Below are 21400 nucleotides of genomic sequence, written 5' to 3' on the forward strand. Positions count from 1 at the left end.
GGCGCTACGCGGTAGACCGGGGCTGCCTTCCGGTCTGCATGCCGCCCGCTGCGTGTTACCCGCAGGCCGAGAACGGATGTGTACTTCGGTGCGCCCCCTCAAAGCCTGCTGCCCATGTTTACCCCTCTCATACTGGGCTTTCCGCTGCGGCGGGAAGCCGCTTTTTTTGTCGTTCGTTTACCGGTTAATGATTGAACAGTCCCGGACGCGGTTCCAAAGCTGCCGCGCCTGCGGCAGGTTCTTGTCCAAGCAGCGCATAACGCATACTGTCGACAAGGGCTTCCCAGCTGGCTTCGATCACATTGCCGGATACGCCGACCGTACTCCAGGCATTTTCGGCGTCGCGGGATTCGATCAGCACCCGGACTTTGGAAGCGGTAGCCTCCTTGTCGTCGAGCACGCGGACCTTGTAATCGCTCAAGTGCATGTCGGTCAGCTGCGGATAATAATGGAGCAGGGCTTTGCGCAGCGCGTTGTCGAGCGCATTGACCGGTCCGTTGCCTTCGCCCGCCGTATAGAGGCTTTCTCCGCCGATCCGAAGCTTGACGAACGCTTCGGAAACGACGGGCTTCCCGGCGGATTTTTCCACCAGCATCTTGAACGATTCGAACACGAATAATTCCCGGACCTCGCCGCCCGCTTCGCGCAGCAGCAGCTCGAGCGAAGCGTCGGCGCCTTCGAACTGGTAGCCGCGGTGCTCGAGATCTTTGATCCGGCCGATCGTTTCCGCAGCCTGCGGGCTTTTGGGGTCAAGTTCGATCCCGAGTTCCTGTGCTTTGGAGACCAGATTGCTTTGGCCGGCAAGTTCCGACACCAGAACCCGTTGTTTGTTGCCGACAAGTTCCGGAGCGATATGTTCGTAGGTGCGGGAATCGCGTAGAATCGCGGAGACATGAATCCCGCCTTTGTGCGCAAATGCGGCGGTACCGACGTAAGGTTGACCGGCCGGCATATGGACATTCGCAATTTCGCTTACATAACGCGCCGCAGGCACGAGCTGGGCAAGTTTTTCGTCCGGAAGACAAGGCAGTCCCAGTTTGAGCTGGAGATTCGGAATGACGGAACACAGATTGGCATTGCCGCAGCGCTCGCCGTAGCCGTTGATGGTGCCCTGAACCTGCAGCGCACCGGCCGATACGGCGCTGAGCGCATTGGCTACCGCCAATTCGCAGTCGTTGTGCGTATGGATTCCGAATTTCGCTTCCGGCATCGCTTCTACCAGCGCGGCCATCGTACGGCGGATCTCGTCTGGCATCGTACCGCCGTTCGTATCGCACAGCACCAGCCAATCCGCACCCGCTTCATGGGCGGTTCGCAGCACCGAGCGGGCATAATCGGCATTGTGCTTGAATCCGTCGAAGAAATGTTCCGCGTCAAAAATGACTTCGAGTCCCCGGCGCTTCAGATAGCGGATCGAGTCTTCGATCATCGCCAGATTTTCTTCGAGCGTCGTCTGCAGGGCGGTATGAACATGGAAGTCCCACGATTTCCCGACAAGCGTTGCCGCCTGGGCGCCGGATTCCGCGATTCGCTGCAAATTTTCGTCCTCGTCGGCAGAACCGCCTTTGCGGCGGGTACTGCCGAAAGCGGTGATCTTCGCTTTGAGCCCCAGTTCCTGCACGCGGCGGAAAAATTCGATGTCTTTGCCGTTGCTGCCGGGGTTGCCCCCCTCGATATAATGCACGCCCAGCTCGTCCAGCCTGACGGCGATCTTCAGCTTATCGTCGGCCGAGAGGCTGATTCCTTCCCCCTGTGTGCCGTCTCTCAGTGTCGTATCGAAAATCGTGATGGACCGTGTCATGGAACTGCTCCCTTCCGACCGTATTAATTGTCGATTATAGCATGAACGCGTTAAACCGGTATAGTGGGCAGGTTAACAATTTTGCGTTAAAATAAGGAAACAAACGTTTGGCGCTTGCGCGGGAACAGGAGGGAAGACGGTGACGGAAGAGGTGCAGAGCTATTACCCGGCCAAAGGGCGGGTCATTTTGCATGTCGATATGAACGCTTTTTATTGTTCGGTACATGAAGCGGAAAGTCCGGAGCTGTACCGCGGCAAAAAGACGGCGGTTGCCGGCGACAGTGAGAAACGGCGCGGCATTGTCGTCACCAGCTCCTACCCGGCCCGCAGTCAGGGGGTGCGCACCGGGATGACGGTCAATCAGGCGCTGAAGCTGTGTCCGTCGCTGATTCTGATCAAGCCGGATTTCAGGCTGTACCGCGCTTACTCCAGAGCTTTTCGCGAAATTCTCTACAGTTATACGCCGATGATCGAAGCGACATCGATCGACGAGTGTTATATGGATATTACCGGTTCCAAGCAGTTCGGTACCCCTCTGGATATCGCGGAAGAGATTCAGCGGCGGATCCAGAGCGAGCTGTCGCTGCCCTGCTCGATCGGAGTGGCGCCGAACAAGCTGCTGGCCAAGATGGCATCCGATATGAAAAAGCCGAGCGGCATCTCCGTACTGCGGATCCGCGATCTGGCTTACACCCTGTGGAGCCGGCCTTGCGGAGAACTGTTCGGAGTCGGCGAGAAAACGGCGGAGAAGCTGGCCCGGCTCGGGATCCGGACGATCGGAGAACTGGCGCGGACAGACGAAAAACGGCTTCAAGCCTCGTTCGGGGTATTTGGCGCCTGGATGAAGCGGGCGGCGAACGGCCAGGACTTTTCCGAAGTGCAGTCGGTTCCCGAACCGAGCAAATCGGTCGGACACACGACAACGCTGCCGTACGATGTGACCGAGTCGGCCGAAGCGCTGCGGGTCATCTTGAACCTGAGCGATCAGGTCGCAAGGCGCATGCGCAAGCAGCATCTGCTGGCGGGAACCGTGCAGATCACGATCCGTACGCCGGAAATGAAAACGATCACGAGGTCCCGGACGCTTGTCACTCCGACAGAAGCGGCGGACGAGATTTATCGTCAGGCCAAAGAGCTGTATCTCAAACATTGGGGCGACGGAAAGCCGGTTCGGCTGCTCGGCGTAGCCGCACAGAGTCTGACGGACAAAAGCGAATCGGTGATCCAGCTCGATTTGTTCGATTACGAAAAGCAGCCGAAGAAAGAAAAATTGACCGAGATCATGGATCAACTGCGCGACAAATTCGGCGAAGACGCGCTGATGACGGCCGGTATGCTTGAAGAAGACGGGACCAAACGGATGAAAGCGGGACGTACGCCCGGGATTTCTTTTCACGGAGAGCGCGGTTCGGGCCCGGAAAAGGGTTGAAAAACGAATGAAAATGAAACGTAAGAGTGATTGAAATCAAAAAACGTTTATATTATAGTTAGAGGGATAAAGGCTCTTAAAAGAATAAGCTTCTTGACAAGAGAATCGGCGAAGCCGATAGAACGCATATAGGAGGGAACAACGATGAGCAAATACACCTGGGTCGACAAAGATACATGCATCGCATGCGGAGCATGCGGCGCGACCGCTCCGGATATTTACGATTACGACGATGAAGGTCTGGCCGAAGTTATTTTTGACGGCGACAGCAACCACGGAGTCAAGGTCATTCCGGAAGACATGCACGAAGACATGATCGACGCATGCGACGGATGTCCGACCGATTCGATCATGATCGCGGACGAACCGTTTAACAAAGAAGGCTGATTCGACTCGCAAGCGCCGAATACAGGGCAGATCCGAGAAGCGTCTCTCTCCTGAACGTACAGGCGGGAGGCGCTTTTTTACGGAAGCGGAGCATTGGGCGTATGGTTGTGGCAAAGGAGCGGAGGAGCCGTGACGCGTTTTCCCCACTTGAAAAAGTATGTGCGCGAGCATCCGGACAACAAAATGGCCTGGTATCTGCTCGGGAAAGAATACGAAGCGGACGGCCAGCCGGGCAAAGCGAATTATTGTTTCAACCAGGCACAGGAAGTCTACGAAGCCTACGAGCATGCGAATGTGCCCGAAGATATTCTGGTCGAATACGAACAGAAGCTGCACGAAGCGGCAAAAAAGCGCGAGAAACGTACCGCAAGGCGGCGGAAATGGCTGCTGCTGGCGGTTCTGCTTTTGCTTGCCGGCTTTCGGTATGCGGAAGCGCCGGGGATCGACGCGCCCCGTTTCGCGGCGCAGACCGATGCTTTGGCGGGAGCTGCGGCCGCGCTTCCCTCTGTCGTCTTTACGGCGGCGGAGCAAGGGAGACCGGCGGCGCTCGGGACGGCCGCGGCGGATTATCTGCGCGACGGCCGCAAGGTGCGCGCGTCGGTACTCGGGATGGAGCGTCAGGGGAAGTGGCTGATCTGGCGGGAAGGGATGCCGGTGGAGGCCGAATTGGAACCGGGCGAAAAAGCGGGAGAAAGCGTGCTGCGCAGTTATGATCCCAAAGTTTGCGACTGCAAAGCCTCGACTTCTCCGGCGCAGCGCAAAGCGGCCAAAGCCTGGATGTCCGAACAGGAAAGTCTGGCGGCGCTGGCTTCCGCTATCGGCAGCTACCGCTCGGGCGGAGGCAAGATTCCGAAAAATCTCAAAGATTTGAATCGTCCGTTCCCGGACAATGTACTGTCGGGCTCCACGCCGGCCATGAGCCGTTCGTTTGCCGCGTTGACGGCCGCCATGAAACGGGAAGCCTACGGGCAGGCGGAACTTCCGCTCTCGTCTTCTTCCGGCAGCCCGGCCTCGGCTTCTACGCTCGGCGGCAGTCCCTATTTGGAGAAGCCGCTCGAGATTATCGTCGACCGAAGCCGGCACCGGCTTGCCGTCGTCAGCGGCAACGTGCTGCTGCGCAGTTACGAAGTGGGTCTTGGCGGCAGCAAAACCCCGACGGGCACCTACGCCATCAGCGACAAAGTGGTCAATCCGAACGGCCGGTCAAACGGCGAATTCGGCAGTCGGGGCATGCAGCTGTCGGATACCGATTACGCCATTCACGGCACGAATGATCCCGGCAGCATCGGCGGCGACGAGTCGCACGGCTGTGTTCGAATGAACAAAAGCGATGTCGAGGAGTTGTTCGATCTCGTTCCGGCCGGCACCAAAGTGACGCTGACGGACGATGTGCTGCCGGAAGAACTGCTGATTCCGAAACAGCGCTTCCGCTCGGGAGACCGGCAGGATCAGACCAACGACCAAAAAGTCTATAAATGGCTGAACTGAATCGTGCACCTGCGGCGCAATCGGTCGTAATCACTGCGGAATCAGCCGCAAAAAAGCCCCGTGCCGGCCAAAAGGTCGGAACCGGGCTTGGTTTCGGAAGGAACCGAAACGGGAAGCGATGACCGTCAGAGCTGGGCCCAGACGATCAGGCCGCTGACGACAAGAACGAACAGAGCCAGGCTGCCGCCGATCCAGAGCGCGGCTTTGCGGTTGATCTCTTCCTTTTTCTGTTTTAGGGCGGGAGGTTTGCGTTTGACAGCCATCGTCATCTGCTCCTTTCGAATGATCGGTATCCTCATATTGTAAATCTCTTTTTGCCGAATTGTAAGAGGGTTTTTGCATTGCGGAATGCTTTCCTTTTAACCGGCTTCCGGGTAAAATCAATAATGTTAGCAGAGAAGAATGGGAGTGAGCCTCTTGCTGTATGAACGTTTTGCCAAACCGCTGTTTTTCCGGATGGATCCCGAAAAGGCCCACCATCTCGTCATTGACGGCATACGCCGCGCAGCTGCTGCGCCCGGCGGTCTTTCTTTGCTGAAAGGACTGTACGGCGTGCCGCGCGACGAATCGCTTGCGACGGAGTTGTCGGGTCTGTCTTTCCCGTCTCCGATCGGATTGGCTGCGGGACTGGACAAAAATGCCGAAGCGGTACCGGGATTTTCGACCATCGGTTTCGGATTTATGGAAGTCGGGACGGTCACGCCGGTCGGTCAACCCGGCAATGAACAGCCGCGGCTGTTCCGTCTTCCGCCCGACGAAGCGCTGGTCAACCGTATGGGGTTCAACAACAAGGGAGCGGAAGAGATGGCGGTCCGTTTGGCGGCTCTTCAGAGCCGTCCGGTCCCGATCGGCGTAAATATCGGCAAAAACAAGATCACGCCCAACGAGGAAGCCCATCTCGATTACGAACGCTGTATCCGGGTCCTGTATCCGCATGCGGACTTCTTCATCGTCAATATCAGTTCGCCGAATACGCCGGATCTGCGCAGTCTGCAGCACGGCGAAGAACTGCGCAGACTGCTCTCCGCCGTGACGGCGGAACTGGCCAATCAGGCGGGTTCTGCCCAGCCTAAGCCGGTATTTGTCAAGATCGCGCCCGACTTGACCGACGAAGAGCTCGGGCAGACGGTAGAAGCCATTGCGGCTGCCGGCGTCTCGGGGCTGATTGCGACCAATACCACGTTGTCCCGGGAAGGATTGGCGCATGACAACCGCAGCGAAGCCGGCGGACTCAGCGGACGGCCGCTGACTTTCCGTTCGACCGAAATTGTGCGGCAGGTGTATGCGCAGACCCGGGGAAGTCTGCCGATCATCGGCAGCGGAGGCATTTTTACACCTGAAGACGCTTATGCCAAGATTCGTGCCGGCGCCAGCCTGGTCGAGATCTACACGGCTCTGATCTACAAAGGACCGGAAATCAATCGGCAGCTGCATACGGGTCTCAAGCGACTGATGCAGACAGACGGGTTCACCCATATCTCCCAGGCGGTAGGCGCCGACCACCGCTAAAAGGGTGAAGGAAGACAAGGAGGCACATAGCATGGACGGTAGAAACTGGGAAACATTTTTGCTTCCATATGAACAGACGGTCGAAGAGCTGAAAGTCAAGTTCAAAACGATGCGCTCCGAACTCAAAAAGCGCGAGGAATACGCACCGATCGAGTTCGTGACCGGACGAGTCAAACGGATTACCAGCATTTTGGAAAAAGCCGAACGTCTGGATGTGCCGATGGACCGGCTGGAGGAAGGGATCGAGGATATTGCCGGAATCCGTATTATGTGCCAGTTCGTGGAGGATATCCGCCGCGTAGCCGAGTACATCCGAGCCCGCAAAGATCTGACCGTCCTGTACGAAAAAGACTACATCACCAATTACAAGGAAAGCGGCTACCGCAGTTTCCATATGATTATCCGCTATCCGGTGCAGACCGCGCTCGAACAGAAAATCGTTCTGGCCGAAATCCAGATCCGCACGCTTGCGATGAATTTTTGGGCCACGATCGAGCATTCGCTCAATTATAAATACCGCGGCGGGCTGCCGGGCGATATGCGTCTGCGCCTGCAAAAGTCCGCCCAGGCGGCTTCGGTGCTCGACAGCGAGATGTCCAGTATCCGCGAGGAGATTCTTGACGCGCAGAAGCTGTTCGAAGACGACGCGAATATCGTTTCGACGCTGCTCAAAATGATTCACCGGCTGTATTCCTACCATCTGGTCGGCGAAGCGATCGCTTACCAGGCTTCGTTCGGGGAACTGTTCGCGCGGCGCGATTACGACGGGATGAAAGCGATGCTCGAAGAAATCAAAACCATTATCGCATCCAAGCATGAGGAAGATCCGGAAGATGACTTTTTATGAGCCGAAGTACGTCGAATTCCTGATCTATTTCAATCGGGATCAAGACTACTTCGAATGTCACGAGGTGCTTGAAGAGCTGTGGCTCGAACGCGGACGCGATCCGCTGTATTCCGGTCTGCTGCAGATCGCCGTGGCGCTGTACCATTTCCGCAACGGCGGCGTCACGCAGGCGTACGACAAGATCGAAGGGGCGCGCAAAATGCTGCGGACCGCGATACGCAAGCTGTCCGGGTATCCCGCCGGTACGCTGGGGATCCGGCTGGATAAGCTGGTGTCGGATGCCCGGCTGTACCTGGATCGCTTGGAACGGTACGAAGAGGAACCGTTCGGGTTCTATCCGCTTCAGATCGAGCTTGCCGATCCCGCCTTGACCGAGCGTGTCCGCCTTACAGCCGAGACCCTTGCGCCCCATATCCCGCAGCGTACCGGTTATTCGCGCGGTCCCAAAGCCAAACCGGGACCGGCGCCGTCTGCCGATCACGATGCCGAAGGCGGATCGTATGCCGACTAAAAAGGCCGCACCGCGCGGAGTGAACGCGATGTTCCCGCCGCGCCGGATGCCGTGCCCTGCGCGATCGGATCGCCGGTTTCGGCTCCGCTGAGGATTCCTTGAACGACAGGCCCGCTCCGCAGGGCCGCGGCGAACAGCCGCGGGGCGGAGCGGGCCGTTTTGCGCCCGCAAGTCCGGGCAGAGAAGAACGGAGGACAATTGTATGAGCATTCAGCTTCCGCCGCTGTTCGAGTCGCGTATGCGGCAATGGCTCGGCGGCGAATATGAAGAATTTATCGCCAGCTACGATCGTTCCCGCTATGTGGGACTGCGCGTCAATACGCTGAAGATCGGTCTGGACGAATTTCGGGCATCCAGTCCGTTCGCTTTGAGACCGATTCCCTGGTGCGAGACGGGGTTCTACATCGACGAGAATGAACGTCCGGGCAAGCATCCTTATTATCATACGGGACTGTATTACATCCAGGAGCCTAGCGCCATGGAGCCGGTCGAAGCCCTGCGCGTCTCTCCGGGCGACCGGGTACTGGATTTGTGCGCCGCTCCGGGCGGCAAATCCACGCAGATTGCCGCGAAGCTTCGCGGCAAAGGCGTGCTGGTTACCAACGATATCAGTATGGAGCGCACCAAAGCCCTGGCCAAAAACATCGAAATGAGCGGGGTACGCAATGCGGTTGTGCTGAACGAAACACCGGAGCGGATCGCGGAGAAGTTCCCGGCCTATTTCGACAAGATTCTGGTCGATGCGCCGTGTTCGGGCGAAGGCATGTTCCGCAAAGACCCCGACGCGGTCCGTCAATGGGAGAAGCATTCGGTGGAAGTCTGCACCGTGATGCAGCGCGATATTCTGGATACGGTCGCTTCGATGCTGGCGCCCGGCGGACGTATCGTGTATTCGACGTGCACGTTCTCGCCCGAAGAGAACGAGGCCATGATCGCGCTGTTTCTCGCGCGCCATCCGGACTTTGCCGTTGGCGAGCTGCCGCACTCGCCGCTGTTTGCGCCGGGGCGGCCGGAATGGACGGCCGGCCTGATCGAGAGCGGCGGCGGGCTGTCGCCGCTGCTGCACGAGGCGGCCGAAAACGGAGGGCCGCTGCTCTCTGCGCGGCCCGAAGCGCTCGCGCAGACGGCGCGGGCGGCGCGTATCTGGCCGCATCTCGCCGAAGGCGAAGGGCATTTCGTGTGCGTGCTGGAGCACACGGGAGAACAAGCGGCGCAGCCCGGCAGCGCCGCCGCTTCCCCCGGCCCGGTGATCGGGGCCGGAGAACCGCTGCCGGCCGAGTCTCCGGCCGGCCTGCGCAGAACCGGCGGCCCCGCTTCGCCGGGCCGCACAAGCGGCCGCGCCGCTTCGCCGCGCCGCGAAGACAAGTCCGCGCGCCAGGCTCGCGGACGACGCAAGGACGCCTATATCCGCGAGGAGGCGTCCGAAGAAAGCGTGCGCCGCGTATGCCTCGACTTCCTGGCGGCACAGTTGACCGCGCCGCTGCGCGGCACGCTGCTGATCTCCGGCGGCTATGCGTACGCCTGTCCGGTAGAGCCCGAGCGGCTGCGCGGGCTCAAAGTGCGCCGTTCCGGTTTTCAGCTCGGCATGGTCAATGCGGGCGGACGGTTCGTGCCGTCCAACGCTTTGGCCGCCGCATTGACACCGGGCGAGTCGGTCCGTTCGGTAAATCTGTCTTCCGCCCTTCCCGAAGCCGTCTCGTACCTCAAAGGCGAGACGCTGACTTTTGGCGAAGAACGGATCGACCGCTCCGACAAGGCGGACAGCAAAGGTTATGTGCTTGTAACGATCGACGGATGTTCCGCCGGTTGGGGGAAATGGGCCGCGGGCGTACTGAAAAACGAATATCCGGCAGGATGGAGATGGAACGGATGAACAAAGAAACCAACAAAAAAAGCGGCAAAAAGCTGCGTGTCGACAAAATCTTGTCCCATCTGGGTCTGGCTACGCGCAGCGAAAGCAAGAAGCTGGCCAAACAAGGACGCATTACAGTCGACGGCCAGCCGATCAAAGACACGGGACTGCAGGTCGATCCCGAAACGGCGGCAATCGAGCTTGACGGCCAGGCCGTGCGCTACCGGGAGTTTGTCTATCTGCTGCTCAACAAACCGCAGGATGTGGTCTCGGCTACCGAAGACAAATGGGATCGGACCGTTATCGACCTGCTTGATCCCGAATATCTGGCTTTTGAACTGTTCCCCGTCGGCCGGCTGGACAAAGACACCGAAGGCCTGCTGCTGCTGACCAATGACGGCCAGCTGGCGCATGAGCTGCTGTCCCCGCGCAAACACGTGCCCAAGACGTATGAGGCGATCGTGCTGGGTGCGGTCGACGAAGCGGATGCGGACGCGTTCAGAGCTGGCGTTACGCTGGATGACGGCTATCAGACAATGCCGGCGGAACTGGAAATCGTGCGGCGCTACGAATCGGAAGGCGCAGACCACGCCGAGATTCGTCTGACGATCAAGGAAGGCAAGTTCCATCAGGTGAAGCGGATGTTCGAAGCCGTAGGCAAACAGGTCGTCTTCCTCAAAAGGATCTCGATGGGTACACTCGTACTCGATCCGCAGCTTGAGCTGGGGGAGTACCGCGAACTCAGCGAAGAAGAGCTTGCGAGCCTGCGCGGGGAATAAGCGTTTGGGAAACAGGTTCACGCCTGCTTACCCTTTACCTTTGGCTCCCTTGTGGGCTATCATCAATAGAAGGAACGCGTGACGCGCGGAAGGGGGAGACTGGCTGTGAGATTGCTTCAAGCTTTATTTTTTCCGCCCGAACAGCCGGGGGGCGTATCATCGATGATCCCGCATCTGCAGGAGAAGTTTTCTTCGGCCCGCTGGGAAATGGAGATTTTTTCGCTGCCCAAGCGGATTCGGGGCAAAGGGCGGGAAGAGGTCGTATTCGAAACCTTCGATTGGAAGCAGTACGCTGACAGTCCCATCGTGCAGAAATATATGCAGACGTACCGCGATTATTTGTGGTGGACGCGTCTCAGACTGCAGAAGCCTTACGATTTGATCCATGCGCATCATCCGATTGCCGCGCTTGTCATGAAGACGGTATTTCCCGATACTCCGGTTCTGCAGACGACACACTCCAGCTACGAGCGGGAGCTGATCCTGAACGGCAAGATCGAAGAAGGCGGGATCGAACATCAATTTTTGGTCTCCATCTACCGGGAACTTGAGGTCAAGACGCAGCAGCTGATTACCGTATCGGAAGCTTTCCGGCGTTATATGGGACTGTATATCGATCACCCCGAGCGGATCAAGATCATGCCGAACGGTTACGACGAGCGCCGGTTCAAGCCGGTTCCGCACGAGAACGAAGTGCCGCAGCTGATGGCTGTCTGCCGCCTCGTGCCGGCCAAAGGGCTGGATGTGCTGCTTCGGGCCTGCGCGCTGCTCAAAGAGCGAAACAGTCCGTATGTGCTGCATCTGATCGGAGACGGTCCTTCCAGGCAGGAATTGGAGCAGTTGGCCCAGGACCTTGGCGTTTATGACGATACGATTTTTTACGGATATACGCTGCACCCGGAAGAGTTCATGCCCTTTTTCGATATTTTTGTACTGCCGTCACGGGCGGAAGCTTTCGGTTCGGTATTTGCCGAAGCGGCGCTCTGCTGTCTGGCGCTGGTCGGAACGAGCGTCGGCGGCGTGCCCGAGCAGATCGAACACGGCGTCAACGGTTTGCTCGTGCCGTCGGACGATCCGGAGGCGCTGGCCGATGCGCTCGAGCAGGTCATCGGCGATCCGGCTTATCGCTATGAATTGGCCCGTACAGCCTGCGAAAAAGCCAAATCGCATTATTCGCTCAACCGGGTGGCGATCGAACTCAAACGTCTGTATTTGAGCTACGAAGGACGCAGCCGTCAGCCGATGTGAAGCGCAAAGACACGGATTTTCGGACCGGACATGCAGTGTCACCTTGAAAAAAGCAAAACAAAATGCTATTTTTACGAAAACATATGAAAATGCAGGACCGGGAGGGTTGAGGCTGTGGAAGAGTTAAAAGAACGGATCAAGCGCGAAGGCGTAATTGCCTCGCAGCAGGTGCTGAAACTGGATGCGATTCTGAATCATCAGGTCGATCCCGCGCTGACGATGGAAATGGGCCGGACGTTTGCCGCCCGCTTTGCGGCAGAAGGAGTAACCAAAGTAGTAACGATCGAATCTTCCGGTATTCCGGTAGCTTTTGCCGTGGCGCTTGAACTCGGGGTGCCGATGATCTTCGCCCGCCGCAAGAAAACATTGTTGGCGGACCCCGATTCCTATGTGGAGCGAGTCCCTTCCTTTACAAAAGGAATCGTGACCGATTTAATGCTGCCCAAACGGTTTATTAACACAGAAGACAAGGTTTTGCTTATCGATGACATTATCGCCAACGGCGATGCCGCACGCGGACTCGTCAAAATTATCCGCTCGTCGGAAGCGACGCTGGTGGGTGTAGGTATTGTAGTGGAGAAGTGTTTCCAATCCGGGGCTCAAAGTTTGCGCGATCAGGGAATTCGCTTGGAATCCCTGGTGCGTATCCAGTCGCTTGGAGAAGACGGGATCGTTTTTGCGGACTGAAGAAATTTGGAGCGAAAGCTACATTTCCTGCTTTACCCCTCCGATAATGTTACGTATAATATCTTGTAAGTAGGGAGAGGAGGAAGACGAAGATGAGCGATCAAACGGTAAACAGCGAATTTTTCATCCAAAAAGTCAATGAAGCCAAGGTACATTTCGAACGAGCTCTCGACTGTAAGCATACGGAATTTGATGACCTTTATCCCTATATGATTGAACATCCTCAATTTTTCTGGTACAAGCGATATGTTGCCTGGTCCGAACTTCTTACACTTGCCGATCTGTGTGAAGAACTGTCTTTCCCATGGAGAGAAGAATTTACGCCTCAGCAGGTCGAATATGTCGAACAGCGCGTGATGTCGGCCAAAGTGCTCGACTTCTGGTTTGAAAATACGGATTCGAAAGAACATGCCCAGCGCTGACGGACCTTGGGTTCGGGGCTGAAATTGCGGTACGTTTTGTAGAACGGCCCGTTTGCGCCCGATGCGCGAACGGGCTTTTTGGATTGAACGAAAAAGTGCCGATACCAAGGAGGAATGCCCCATGCTCAGCGACGAGCAGTTGAATGCTTACCGGGTGTCCGGAGAAAAAGTTCGGGTCGTACGCGACGGATTAAAAGAAAACGATATCCGGGGCATTGTGGTGGCCTGGGACGATACCCACGTGTTGATTCGCCGACCGAACCGCAACGTGGTGAAGCTGGATCGGAACTACGCGATTCAACCTTCCAAGGAAGAGCGGATCGACCTGCTGGCGGAAGATCCGAAGCAGGAAGAAAATAGCGATCAATAGACCGATTCGAACAGACGGAGACCGGTAGGTCGGATCTTCTAGAAAAAGGGACCGAATGACAAAAGCCCGCCTTGTGCCGGAATATCCGGTACAGGGCGGGCTTTGTCTGGTGAAAAAGGGAGTTTATGAATCATTCCTGTCTGTCGGCTGAACGCTGGGGGGAGCGAAGCAGATCGACAGACCGGAGAGGGGGGATTTAGGCATAGGCTCCGGCCGAATAAGGGCGGGCAGGTTTCTTGGCGGCATGGGTTCCGGCACCGGCAGAATGGGCATAGCCCCGTGTCGGAGCTGCGGAATGGCGGCCGGAATCGGTTACGATCGGGGCCGATTCGAGGCCCATATAAGCCCGCATCCGCAGATCGGCTTCCTTGCGGAAAGGCTCGCGGTCGATATGCATCGCGCCGTGAAGGCCGCGGCAGAGATAATCGGCGTCAACGCCGCCGTCCGTATGCTTGATTTCGCAGATGCGGATATGACGCTTCTTGAATTCGCGCCGGATGCCCGACAACAGCACGGCCGCACATTTCGAAGCGCTCCGGATCATCTCGGTATATAAAGGGGAAGCCTGCATCGGCGCATCGGACTCCAGCTTCTTGGCATCATTGTCGAATACTTTCAAAATATGAGTCAGCAGCAGATAACTTTTGATCAGTGAAAGTTCGTCTCGGGTCGTCTGTGCAGCGGTCATGCTCTTCACCACCTTGTAGGAACTTATGTTCTGTTTTTATTATAACCGAACACATGTACGGTTGCAAGCGAATGTGGTTTTTTTATACATTGACTTTTTTTGAAATAACATGATATGATCTAACTTTTCGCCGTAACAGGCGCATTTGAATGAGCGGTCGTGGCGGAATTGGCAGACGCGCACGGTTCAGGTCCGTGTGGGCTAACCCCCGTGGAGGTTCGAGTCCTCTCGACCGCATCACGAATAGAAAGGTCCGTATTCCATGCTTCGGCAGAGGATACGGACCTTTTTTTGCGCCTTTCCGAGTTTGGACGGTTTTTTATGTATCGCTGCGTAAAATTCGTCATCTTCCGCCTTCTCCTTTGTCGTATAATGAAAGAAGTTAAAATTCATACAAAGTCACGAGGTGCACAATGAGCGAGCGCATAATGGAATTGAATCGGATGGTCAGTGTATCTGCGGGCGGACACATTTTATATCTATACGACGATGCGGAGGCTTACGTCGATAATGCGTCCGCTTATTTGATCACGGGAGCGCAGGGCGGAGACCTGGCCATTTTGATCGACACAGCGGAACGGATCGAGCAGATCCGCGGCCGCGTCTTCCTTGCGCTTGGCGAAGAAGAACAGAAGCGGGTCGTGTTTGTGGACGCGGACTATTTTTATGGCGTTCACGGCAGCTTCCATTATAAAAAAGTCATGAAACATTCCGAGGAGCTGCTGGGAAGTTATACGGACCGGATTCCGTCGATCCGTACCTGGGCCCATGTCGTCTGGAAAGACGAAGAAGGCGTCGAAAGCGAGTTGGAACATTTCGAAGGGCTGGCCGACCGGACCGTGCACGATCATCGCATGATCTCGGTCTGCGCTTACGGCAGCGGTTCGATCAGTGCGGCGCTTCAGATCAAAATGCTGCGCCGGCACGACTATGTAATGACCGATAGCGAGCTTACCGGTACGGATCTGTCGGGTAAAAGCACGGGTGCGGTATTCCCTTCCCTGTCGGCCCAACGCGAAATGGACGAACGCAACCTGGATGCCCGCCGGCGCTTGGAAGAAACCGCGCGTCAGCTCGAGAATGTTATTGCCAATAATCTCGATCCGGTAGCTCTTTTTGACGAAAAGAACAAGCTGGTCAACGTCAACGCCGCTTTCGAGCGCGTGTTTGGCTGGTCGGCCGCGGAATTTGCGGGAGCAGGCGAATCGGAGCTTCGGGAGAAGATCGGGCTGCGGATTCTGCGCAAAGCCGAAGAGCATCATTCTTCCGAAGCGGGCATCCGGCCGGAAGCGGCGATCGATCCTTCGAAACGCACCGAAGCGACAGCCCGCACCCGCGGCGGCGGGTCGCTTGATCTGCTGCTGACCGCTTTTACGCTTGGCGAAGACGGCCGCCCGGGCGGTCACGCGGTGATCTATCGCGATATTACCGGTTTCCGCAGTTCCGAGCGTCTGCTGCAGGAATCGGTCGAACGGTATACGTCGCTTAAGAAGCACAATCACGATGCCGTATTTTCGATCGACAGACAAGGGCATGTCATCAATACGAATCCGTCGGCCCAGCATTTGACGGGACTGACGATTGAAGAAATGATCGGCAGACGTTTTGACGAGTGGCTATCCGAAGGCACGCTTGACGATATCCTGGGCGGAACGCCGGCAGGCGAAGAACGAGGCTTCGCTTCGGTCCGGATCCGGCATACGGACGGCCGGGAGTCGGAAGTGCTGACCTCGACGGCTCCGATTATCGTAGGCGGGGAACGGGTCGGCTGTTATATTTTGGCCAAAGATATCACGGAGCAGAAACGGCTGCTGATCGAGAAACAGGCGGCGGAAGAAATGAACCGGGCCAAAAGCGAATTTCTCGCCGTCATGAGCCATGAGATCCGCACGCCGATGAACGGGGTCATCACGCTTACGGAGCTGCTGCTGGAGACCGAAGGGCTGAGCGACGAACAGCGCGAATACGTGGAAGTGATCCGGCGCAGCGGCGATTCGCTGCTCAACATCGTAAACGATATTCTCGATTTCTCCAAGATCGAAGCAGGCAAGACGGAGCTTCAGCTTGAGCCCATGAATCTCCGGGAAGATGTGGCGCGTTCGTTCGATATTCTGCTGGCCGATTCGCGGGCGAAAAATCTGGAGCTGGGTTTGTCCGTCGCTCCGCGGCTGCCCGACATCGTGGTCGGCGATCCGAACAAACTGCGTCAGATTCTCGTCAACCTGGTCGGCAATGCCATCAAGTATACCGAGACCGGCGGCGTATTCGTTTCCGTGGATCAGGAAGACGACGCGCCGGAAGGAAGCCTGAGGCTTGTTTTCCGGATTCGCGATACGGGAATAGGAATTCCGGAAGAGCAGACGGAACATCTTTTTGATCCTTTTTACCAGCTGGATAACTTTATGACGCGCAAGTCCGAAGGGACGGGATTGGGTCTTGCGATTACCAAGAGACTGATCGAGCTGATGAACGGAAAGATCGGCGTCCGCTCGAAGCTTGGCGTCGGTTCCGTATTCCGGTTTACGATCGAAGTCGGTCTGCCGGATTTCGGCGCCGCCGAATCGACCGAAGATTCTGCTCCGCTTCCGGTTCTGCCGGATGACGAAGAACTGGCTCCGCTGCGGATTCTGGTTGCCGAAGACAACAAGATCAACCAGCTCGTGATGGAGCGGCTGCTCCGAAGACTCGGTTACCGGGCGGATCTGGCCGAAGACGGCCGCCAGGCGGTCGAAGCTTTCGAACGTTCGGGGTACGATGTGATCCTGATGGATGTGCGCATGCCCGGAATGGACGGATTCGAAGCGACGAGGGAAATTCGGGAACGGTCGACGGAAAAGGGACGCCCGTACATTATCGCGGTGACGGCCAACGCGCTTCGGGGAGACCGGGAACGCTGTCTGGAAGCCGGAATGGACGAGTACATGAACAAACCCGTCAATGCCAAACGTCTCTCCGGACTGCTCACGGAAGCGGAGAAGTGCGTTCGGCATTCCGGGAAAAATAATGGTAAGATAGTAGGCGAATCGTAAAGCTTGTTAAACGGATAGACACCTTGAGGAGGACAGACGGATGATCGATTGGCAAAAAGAAGCGGAATCCCGGAGAGAAGACCTGCTGCGCGACCTGGACGGCCTTCTGCGTATACCAAGCATCAAAGACCTCGGCAGCGCATCGAGAAAACGCCCGATGGGCTCGGCAGTCGGCGAAGCGCTGGACTACATGCTGAAGCTGACGGAAAGCCTCGGTTTGGATGTTAAAAACGTGGACGGCTATGCCGGGCATGCGCAGTACGGAAACTTCGATCCGGAAACGACGATCGGCATATTGGGTCATGTGGATGTAGTCCCGGCCGCAGGTACATGGACCAGCCCTCCGTTCGAACCGACGATCCGCGGCGGTAAGCTGTATGCACGCGGCGCCATCGACGACAAAGGCCCGACGATCGCCGCTTTGTACGGACTGAAAATCGTCAAAGAATCGGGTCTTCCGCTCAGCAAAAATGTCCGCCTGATCTTCGGGACCGACGAAGAGAGCGGCATGAGCTGCATGCATCATTATGCGGCGAACGAACGGATGCCGACCGAAGGGTTCGCGCCGGATGCCGAGTTCCCGATGATTTATGCGGAAAAAGGACAGTTTAACCCGACCCTCGTGCCCAAGGAACAGCCCAAAGAAACCAAGTCGCTCGTCAAGCTCGAAACGTTCGAGTCGGGCCTGCGGATCAATATGGTACCCGAACGCGCACAGGCTGTCCTGAGCGGCGATGTCCGTCCGCTGGTCGAAGCTTTCGAAGATTTCTGCCGGGCCCACCGGGTAAAAGGCGAAGCGGAGATCAATGCGGGACAGGCCATGTTTACCGTGACCGGCGTATCGGCGCACGGTTCGGAGCCTGCGGCGGGCGTCAATGCCGGAACGACGCTGGCCCTGTTCCTTCAGGACGCTTCGCTGCAGCCGGAAGGCAAGTCGTTTATCGGCCTGCTGAACGCCGTGCACGAAGATTTCCACGGCGAGCGGATCGGTATCGCGTGCAGCGACGACGTAACGGGTCCGCTGACGGTCAATCCGGGTGTACTGCGCTTCGGGATGGAAGAAGGCGATACGCAGATCGGGCTGACGGCGCGCTGTCCGGTTCAGGCCGATTACGGATGGATCAAAGCGCAGCTGGAAGAAACGATCGACGGATTCGGGTTCCGGATCTCGGAGGTGCGCGAATCCGGTTCGCATTACGTGTCCAAGGATGAACCGATTATCCGGGCGCTGCAGACCGCTTACGCCGAGATGACCGGCGACGAACCGACGCTTCTGACGACCGGCGGAGCGACGTATGCCCGGTTTATGGAGAAGGGAGTCGCTTTTGGAGCCTGCTTCCCGGGCAAAGAAATGACTGCGCATCAGGCGGACGAGTATATCGAGATCGACGATCTGCTGAAAGCGACCGCGATCTATGCGCGTGCCATTTACGAGCTTGCGAAATAACTATCTTATATACAGAAAGAAGAGATTAACCGATGTCGCAGGATGTAGAAGTTACCCGTGGCGAGTATATCGAGAGCAGCCATAAGATTCATGCGGCGGTTGTGGATCGGAACGGCCGACTGCTGTACAGCGTCGGCGATCCCGATCGCCTGACCTTTCCCCGTTCGTCGATGAAGCCGTTCCAGACGGTACCGCTGATCGAATCCGGTGCGGCCGATGCCTACGGTTACGGCGATGCGGAGATCGCGCTCAGCTGTGCTTCCCACAGCGGCGAACCGATTCATCGGGAAACGGTGCTGGATGTACTTTCGAGAGCGCATTTGTCGGAAAAGGATCTGCAGTGCGGCACGCATGTTCCGCGCGACGGCGAAAGTTACCGCGAACTGATTCGTGCAGGCCGCGAGCTGACTCCCGTATTCAGCAACTGTTCCGGCAAACATTCCGGGATGCTGCTGACCGCGGCGCATCTGCATGAAGATACGGACACCTATCGCGAGATCGGACATCCCCACCAGCAGCGCATTCTGTCGGTCATTGCCGACGTGTGCGATGTGCCCGTCGAAGAAATCGGGATCGGCGTAGACGGCTGCGGCGTGCCGGTGCATCGGCTGCCGCTCCGCGGGGCGGCTCTCGGTTTCGCCCGGTTGGCGAAACCGGAAGGGACGGTGTCTGCGCAGCGTGCGGACGCTTTGAACCGTATTCGTTCGGGTATGACGGCGCGCCCCGAGATGGTGGCGGGCAAGAACCGCTTCGACACCGATCTGATGCGCGTGTTCGCGGGCCGGCTGGTCGCCAAAGTCGGCGCGGAAGGCGTCCAATGTATCGGAGTAGCCGATCTGGGGATCGGGATAGTGGTCAAAGTCGAAGACGGAAGCGAGCGTGCGGCTTCCGTTGCGGCGATGGAAGTGCTGAAGCAGCTCGGTATCGGAACGTCCGAGCAGTTCGAACAGCTTGCGGAACATGTTCATGCTCCGGTACTGAATGCGCGCAAAGAGCAGATCGGCGAGATCAGGCCCCGCTTTGTGCTGAATTCAAGCGCCGAATAGAAGCAGAAAAGGCAGTATGGGCCATCAACCCGTCAAATTCAGGAAGGAGCGGAAGCAGCAATGAATCAGCATTCTCAAGGCTTCGCACAAAATGCGGGCGAAAACACAATCGAAAAAGCCACCTTTGCCGGCGGCTGCTTCTGGTGTATGGTTACACCTTTTGAAGAACAGCCGGGGATTCACGGAATTGTGTCCGGCTACATGGGCGGTACGGTAGAAAATCCGACGTACGAGCAGGTGAAGACCGGCACGACGGGACATTACGAAGTCGTGCAGATTACATTCGAACCGGATGTGTTTCCATATGCCCGGCTGCTTGAGCTGTATTGGCCGCAGACGGATCCGACGGACGGCGAAGGCCAGTTCCAGGACCGCGGACCGCAGTACAAACCGGCGATCTTTTTCCACAACGAAGAACAGCAGCAGGAAGCTCTTGCTTCCCGGCAGGCGCTTGCGGACAGCGGGCGTTTCGACAAGCCGATCGTGACGGATATTTTGCCGGCGCAGGACTTTTACGAAGCCGAAGATTACCACCAGGATTACCACAAGAAAAATCCGAAGCATTACAAAGAAGACCGCGAGCAGTCGGGACGGGACACCTTTATCGATTCCAATTGGTAAAGGCGCCGATCCGGCCGATTTTTCCAGCTACACCAAATGACGCGCCTTCGGCGCGTCAGGCTGTCGAGAAAGTCCTATTCGTGTGAAAAGCTTGTCGGCTGCGGGAGAAATTCGTTTCGGTCGCGTGTTGAAATCGGGAAAAACGATCAAATTTAAATGGAATTTTCCCGATTAACGGTGCAAGTTCATATCCCGATTTTGGATGAACTTGCACCACAAAGGCGATCACTATCGTTCCTTCACTGAATTTCTCCCTCCGCCTCCTCGCTTCTCTCGGAATCATGCTTTCTCGACACTTTGACGCGCCTTCGGCGCGTCTTTTTTGATAGATGTGTAAAATTCGTCCAATTCCTTTATAATAAAGCGAAGCCTGTCCGCAATGGGACCAACTTCGCATAGGCGTCGGTTCAAAGATCGGCAGAAATAGGAAGTAGCGGGCTTCTCAGTTTTTTAGGTTACCGATAAAATAAAGGCATTACATATCAAAGGGGAATGCACATGCTGATTCCGGACAACGAACTGACGTTGGAGCGGCTGAAAGCTTTTATCTGCAAGTGGGCCGGACCCGCGAAACCGGAGTACGGCATTCGAACCGAAGAGATTCCGGCGGATCTGCCTTTCGTTCTGAAAGATTTCTACCGGTTCGCCGGCAACTGGCCTAATCCGTCTTTTGGAATGGGCAGCGACACGGGCGGGCTGCGTCCAAAGTTATTTGAAGCGCAGGATATCTGGATGGATGCATCCGGATTGAAACGCGAGGACGGACGGATTACGTTTCTGCTCGAAAATCAAGGAAGCTGGAGCTGCGAGGTAGATGCCGGACGCGACGATTCGCCGGTATACAGCGATGCCGCGCGGCTGTGGGACGATTATCTGGAAGAGAGCGAAGTCGTATGTCCTTCGCTTCCGCATTTTATGACGACATTCTGCCTGCAGGAGCTGGTCTTCGGCAGCCGGCATTTCGGCAAGCTGCAGGGAGGACTAGATCCGGCCGTATTCCGCGATACGCTGAATCCGATCTGGCTGGACGGCTATTATGTCTTCAAGGAACCCTCGCATTCGTTCTATCTGTGCGGCGACAATCTGCTCATCATGGATTACTACTCCGACGTCTGGTACGGGTGTCTCGAAGAAAGCGCTTTGTCGCTGATCGCCGATCCGAGTATGGTTAATCCGATCGAGCCTTGAATATTCAACGTTTTGCAAGGATGTTTCCCGGTATGCCGAGGCGTGTATACC

20 protein-coding genes and 1 tRNA gene are annotated in these 21400 nt (G+C 56.9%); 18 read left to right on the forward strand and 3 right to left on the reverse strand.

Translation table 11 applies throughout. The annotated features are described in order from the left end of the window. Window positions 1-184: 184 nt before the first annotated feature. Window positions 185-1801, reverse strand: a complete 1617-nt coding sequence (cimA, locus tag HRQ60_RS03615; RefSeq protein WP_172194278.1) for a citramalate synthase — start codon at window positions 1799-1801, stop codon at window positions 185-187. Window positions 1802-1940: 139 nt separating this feature from the next. Between cimA and HRQ60_RS03620 the strand changes: the two genes are divergently transcribed. From HRQ60_RS03620 to HRQ60_RS03630, 3 genes are all read left to right on the forward strand, one after another. After that, window positions 1941-3230 (forward strand): DNA polymerase IV, encoded by a 1290-nt coding sequence (locus tag HRQ60_RS03620; protein ID WP_172194279.1) that lies wholly within the window; start codon window positions 1941-1943, stop codon window positions 3228-3230. A 144-nt stretch (window positions 3231-3374) separates the two neighbouring features. After that, on the forward strand, window positions 3375-3617 hold the full coding sequence (locus HRQ60_RS03625) for a ferredoxin (RefSeq protein WP_172194280.1): 243 nt from the start codon (window positions 3375-3377) through the stop codon (window positions 3615-3617). 129 nt (window positions 3618-3746) lie between these two features. After that, complete coding sequence (locus tag HRQ60_RS03630; RefSeq protein ID WP_172194281.1) at window positions 3747-5105, forward strand: L,D-transpeptidase family protein; 1359 nt, start codon at window positions 3747-3749, stop codon at window positions 5103-5105. A 125-nt stretch (window positions 5106-5230) separates the two neighbouring features. Here the strand turns inward: HRQ60_RS03630 and HRQ60_RS03635 are convergent, their stop codons facing one another. After that, the gene (locus tag HRQ60_RS03635) at window positions 5231-5368 is read right to left on the reverse strand and encodes a hypothetical protein (protein WP_172194282.1); all 138 of its coding nucleotides are present in this window, start codon (window positions 5366-5368) and stop codon (window positions 5231-5233) included. Window positions 5369-5522: 154 nt separating this feature from the next. On the opposite strand from HRQ60_RS03635, the gene HRQ60_RS03640 reads away from it, so the two are divergent. The 9 genes from HRQ60_RS03640 to HRQ60_RS03680 all read left to right on the forward strand — a co-directional run bounded on the left by HRQ60_RS03640 (window position 5523) and on the right by HRQ60_RS03680 (window position 13330). After that, entirely contained in the window at window positions 5523-6614 is a 1092-nt protein-coding gene (locus tag HRQ60_RS03640) for a quinone-dependent dihydroorotate dehydrogenase (protein WP_172194283.1), read from the forward strand. Window positions 6615-6645: 31 nt separating this feature from the next. Beyond that, a complete protein-coding gene (yjbM, locus tag HRQ60_RS03645; RefSeq protein WP_172194284.1) occupies window positions 6646-7461 on the forward strand; it encodes a GTP diphosphokinase in 816 nt (271 codons plus the stop codon). Then, window positions 7448-7972: a DUF309 domain-containing protein gene (locus HRQ60_RS03650; protein ID WP_172194285.1), complete on the forward strand. Its 525-nt coding sequence runs from the start codon at window positions 7448-7450 to the stop codon at window positions 7970-7972. The genes yjbM and HRQ60_RS03650 overlap by 14 nt, the downstream gene beginning before the upstream one ends. A 202-nt stretch (window positions 7973-8174) precedes the next feature. Then, window positions 8175-9845, forward strand: a complete 1671-nt coding sequence (locus HRQ60_RS03655) for an RsmB/NOP family class I SAM-dependent RNA methyltransferase (protein ID WP_172194286.1) — start codon at window positions 8175-8177, stop codon at window positions 9843-9845. Then, window positions 9842-10603 (forward strand): pseudouridine synthase, encoded by a 762-nt coding sequence (locus HRQ60_RS03660; protein WP_172194287.1) that lies wholly within the window; start codon window positions 9842-9844, stop codon window positions 10601-10603. The genes HRQ60_RS03655 and HRQ60_RS03660 overlap by 4 nt, the downstream gene beginning before the upstream one ends. Before the next feature lie 105 nt (window positions 10604-10708). Next, entirely contained in the window at window positions 10709-11851 is a 1143-nt protein-coding gene (locus HRQ60_RS03665; protein ID WP_172194288.1) for a glycosyltransferase, read from the forward strand. A gap of 114 nt (window positions 11852-11965) precedes the next feature. Then, entirely contained in the window at window positions 11966-12538 is a 573-nt protein-coding gene (locus HRQ60_RS03670; RefSeq protein ID WP_172194289.1) for a xanthine phosphoribosyltransferase, read from the forward strand. A 92-nt stretch (window positions 12539-12630) separates the two neighbouring features. Continuing rightward, window positions 12631-12960, forward strand: a complete 330-nt coding sequence (locus HRQ60_RS03675) for a hypothetical protein (protein WP_172194290.1) — start codon at window positions 12631-12633, stop codon at window positions 12958-12960. Between the two features lie 121 nt (window positions 12961-13081). Next, a complete protein-coding gene (locus tag HRQ60_RS03680) occupies window positions 13082-13330 on the forward strand; it encodes a hypothetical protein (protein ID WP_172194291.1) in 249 nt (82 codons plus the stop codon). 196 nt (window positions 13331-13526) lie between these two features. Here the strand turns inward: HRQ60_RS03680 and HRQ60_RS03685 are convergent, their stop codons facing one another. After that, on the reverse strand, window positions 13527-14018 hold the full coding sequence (locus HRQ60_RS03685; protein ID WP_172194292.1) for a YhjD family protein: 492 nt from the start codon (window positions 14016-14018) through the stop codon (window positions 13527-13529). 153 nt (window positions 14019-14171) lie between these two features. Between HRQ60_RS03685 and HRQ60_RS03690 the strand changes: the two genes are divergently transcribed. The 6 genes from HRQ60_RS03690 to HRQ60_RS03715 all read left to right on the forward strand — a co-directional run bounded on the left by HRQ60_RS03690 (window position 14172) and on the right by HRQ60_RS03715 (window position 21349). After that, window positions 14172-14255: transfer RNA gene (locus HRQ60_RS03690), tRNA-Leu, on the forward strand. 176 nt (window positions 14256-14431) lie between these two features. Beyond that, the gene (locus tag HRQ60_RS03695) at window positions 14432-17047 is read left to right on the forward strand and encodes an ATP-binding protein (RefSeq protein WP_172194293.1); all 2616 of its coding nucleotides are present in this window, start codon (window positions 14432-14434) and stop codon (window positions 17045-17047) included. Window positions 17048-17087: 40 nt separating this feature from the next. Beyond that, window positions 17088-18494: a dipeptidase PepV gene (gene pepV / locus HRQ60_RS03700; RefSeq protein WP_172194294.1), complete on the forward strand. Its 1407-nt coding sequence runs from the start codon at window positions 17088-17090 to the stop codon at window positions 18492-18494. Window positions 18495-18526: 32 nt separating this feature from the next. Next, on the forward strand, window positions 18527-19540 hold the full coding sequence (locus HRQ60_RS03705) for an asparaginase (protein WP_172194295.1): 1014 nt from the start codon (window positions 18527-18529) through the stop codon (window positions 19538-19540). A gap of 108 nt (window positions 19541-19648) precedes the next feature. Continuing rightward, window positions 19649-20161 (forward strand): peptide-methionine (S)-S-oxide reductase MsrA, encoded by a 513-nt coding sequence (gene msrA, locus HRQ60_RS03710; RefSeq protein ID WP_172194518.1) that lies wholly within the window; start codon window positions 19649-19651, stop codon window positions 20159-20161. 498 nt (window positions 20162-20659) lie between these two features. Further along, the gene (locus tag HRQ60_RS03715; RefSeq protein WP_172194296.1) at window positions 20660-21349 is read left to right on the forward strand and encodes a hypothetical protein; all 690 of its coding nucleotides are present in this window, start codon (window positions 20660-20662) and stop codon (window positions 21347-21349) included. The last annotated feature ends 51 nt before the right edge of the window (window positions 21350-21400 follow it).

The sequence above is a fragment of the Saccharibacillus qingshengii genome (assembly GCF_013185195.1).
Lineage (GTDB): Bacteria > Bacillota > Bacilli > Paenibacillales > Paenibacillaceae > Saccharibacillus > Saccharibacillus qingshengii.